The organism is Candidatus Micrarchaeota archaeon (genome assembly GCA_028866575.1).
Classification (GTDB): domain Archaea; phylum Micrarchaeota; class Micrarchaeia; order Micrarchaeales; family Micrarchaeaceae; genus UBA12276.
Genome location: JAGWHU010000029.1, coordinates 1 through 2418, shown reverse-complemented (window position 1 = coordinate 2418; position 2418 = coordinate 1). Strand labels below are relative to the sequence as shown.

Here is a 2418-nt window from a genome sequence, read left to right as displayed (position 1 = left end):
TTTCTCCTATAATGACACTATACCTATCTTCTTCTTTCTTCTACCAAACAAAAGATACATACCAAGACCAATAACTACAACTGCTCCAAGTGTCACAGAGCCAATAATTGGAAAATTAATACCTGTACCAGCTACGCCTCTAGCAGAGGTTAGAATACTTCCAACATTACCACCTGTTTGTGTACTCATTTCTTTAATATCACTATGACTCCTAAACCGATTAAGGCTATTAAGATTAACGGATTTGACGTAAGTGTACTAGATACAGTACTAAATCCTTGTGCAAGTGAATTAAAACCTTGAGAATATGATTGAGCTGTTTGCTGGACTCCTGGATTTGTAAGAATTATTGTTCCTCCTATTGCCGTAGCTCCAACTGCTGCACTTCCAGCTATAACATTCGGATTTATTGGAGTTGATACTCTTGGAACAGTTGCTGTGTTTGTAATATCTGATGCTTTGGGAGATATTGGACTAGCAGGAGTTTTGAATAAGTTACTAAAAAAGTCAGTAATTGGTGAAAAGATATTTGTATTTGGTGTTTGTAACCTTGGGCCTCCTATTACTATTTGGTCTCCTGCACTTGGAGCCCCTGTAATTGTTGGACCGCTTGATATTGTAGGTAATTTTAGTAATTGTCCTAGTCTTGAAAGTGTAACTGCTACTTCAGAACCTAAAGCTTCTCCTTCTCCAAGTCCTATTCCTATTCCGCTCATTTTTTCAACACCACAAAGGCAAATAATCCAATACCTATGAGTATTCCAACAGGGCCCAAGATACCTTTCACTTGATTTAATCCGTCTGAAATAGAACTTGTCAAATTTCTTCCAGTTCCAGGGCTTGAGGTATTGCTTGGTACTAGGGTATTTGTTGGAGTAGGCGGAGAAGGTAAATTAGCATAATAATTAGGGTCATATCCAACAGGAGTATAATTAAATGGTTGGCTTCCAGTTCCAGGTGTTACATGATAAGCTATTCCCCCTGCCAATACATTTACTGTTCCAGTAGCAGTTACAGCTTGTAGTTGTCCTGTTGTCAAAGCATTTTTCATTCCTCCCAAATAATTGGAAGGATTGCTAGCAAAAAATGAAGCGTTTGCAGGGTTACTTCTAGCTGCTAAAATTGCATTTAGAACGTCTGCAGAGGTCATTGTATCTTAACAATCTCCCCTGAAAGATAACCTGTGAATATTCCAGCTCCTTGAACTGTTCCAATTATACCAATACATGTGTTTGAATCTAGTATTGTATCTCCAAAGCCTGAAGAACTGGAATTGATATTTGGTGTAACTATCTGGATTATGTTCTTGCCGTTATAATCAAGTATTGCATAGCCTATAGTTCCTCCTGAAGTAGTGAAATTGACGTTAAAGTCTTTTACTCTTCCCCTGTAACCGTTTGGTACAGGTATTCCAGCTACTATGATAGTATTTGCGGCTACATTGGCAGAGACTCCCTGGTTATTCAGGTTAAGAAATGTGAAAGGCTTTTCCATTTTGTCTGTCAGGTTCTGTATTCCAGCGTTTAACTTTCCAATTCCTGTATTCAAGTCAGAGAATTGTTGAGCTTGCGCTTGATTGTTTGCAGCTAGCTGTGAGAAAACAGAGGGAGTTATCCTGGAAAAGAAGGACATGGTTTAGGATTACTCCTAACCAAACTGCTTATCGACTAATATGACACCGTAAGTTCGGTAAGCGTTTGCATCTCCACCTGTTGTTTGGATTTCAACTTGGTTGTTTCCAGCTATGTTCACACCCAATGGACCCATTCTATTATGCATACCGAGGTCTTGGAAGTGGTCTGCGTTGTTGAGAATTGGTGGGCTAGTTGTGTTTACTTGCCATGCTTGTGTTGCTAATGCTCTCATTGGAGTGAATGGACCGTAAACTACACTTCTAGAGAATGTTATAGCCTGGTTTCTGATTGTGGTTGTATTGATTGCTGCGTTTGCAGACAAGTTATCGATGAAATTTGTCATAAAGTTGAAGATACCAAGCAATCTCTTACCGTATACTTTGGTGTATAGTGTTTGGCCTGCCGTGGATGTTTCCTCATCTCTTGTCATCTTGATGTAACCGTTAGTTGTTGGTCTAGTTGTAGAGTCAACACCTTCAAGATACATATCAAAGACATAGCTTTGGAATCTGTTTGATACATCCGCTTTAGTTGCAAGCTGAATCTGACTTAAGATTCCGGCATCTACTCCAAAGTTCTCCGTATAGTCATACATGAATGGATTGAAGAAGTAAGGCAAGCTAAATGCCTGTACACCCTGGTTAGTGCTTGATAGTGTGCTTATGTATGGGGCTACTTGGAATCCTTCCATGTTGAAATCATACAAGTCCTGACCCTTTACTGATGATTGTGGTGTTCCGTTGATTGTATTGATGTACAGGTAATCAACTTTTTGGACTGCTAC

General features: G+C 39.3%; 5 protein-coding genes. 1 reads left to right on the top strand and 4 read right to left on the bottom strand.

Features of this window, described 5'->3' with window-relative positions; translation table 11 throughout:
- The coding region (locus KGI06_06155; GenBank protein ID MDE1871791.1) for a hypothetical protein at window positions 1–208 on the top strand (208 nt) is incomplete at its 5' end.
- Here the strand turns inward: KGI06_06155 and KGI06_06150 are convergent.
- From KGI06_06150 to KGI06_06135, 4 genes are all read right to left on the bottom strand, one after another.
- On the bottom strand, window positions 186–716 hold the full coding sequence (locus KGI06_06150) for a hypothetical protein (GenBank protein ID MDE1871790.1): 531 nt from the start codon (window positions 714–716) through the stop codon (window positions 186–188). The genes KGI06_06155 and KGI06_06150 overlap by 23 nt on opposite strands.
- Window positions 713–1150 carry a hypothetical protein gene (locus KGI06_06145; protein ID MDE1871789.1) on the bottom strand — a complete coding sequence of 146 codons (438 nt, stop codon included), beginning with the start codon at window positions 1148–1150 and terminating at the stop codon, window positions 713–715. The genes KGI06_06150 and KGI06_06145 overlap by 4 nt, the downstream gene beginning before the upstream one ends.
- Window positions 1147–1632, bottom strand: a complete 486-nt coding sequence (locus KGI06_06140; GenBank protein ID MDE1871788.1) for a hypothetical protein — start codon at window positions 1630–1632, stop codon at window positions 1147–1149. The genes KGI06_06145 and KGI06_06140 overlap by 4 nt, the downstream gene beginning before the upstream one ends.
- Before the next feature lie 15 nt (window positions 1633–1647).
- Window positions 1648–2418: hypothetical protein (locus KGI06_06135; GenBank protein ID MDE1871787.1), on the bottom strand; the 771-nt coding region annotated here is incomplete at its 5' end.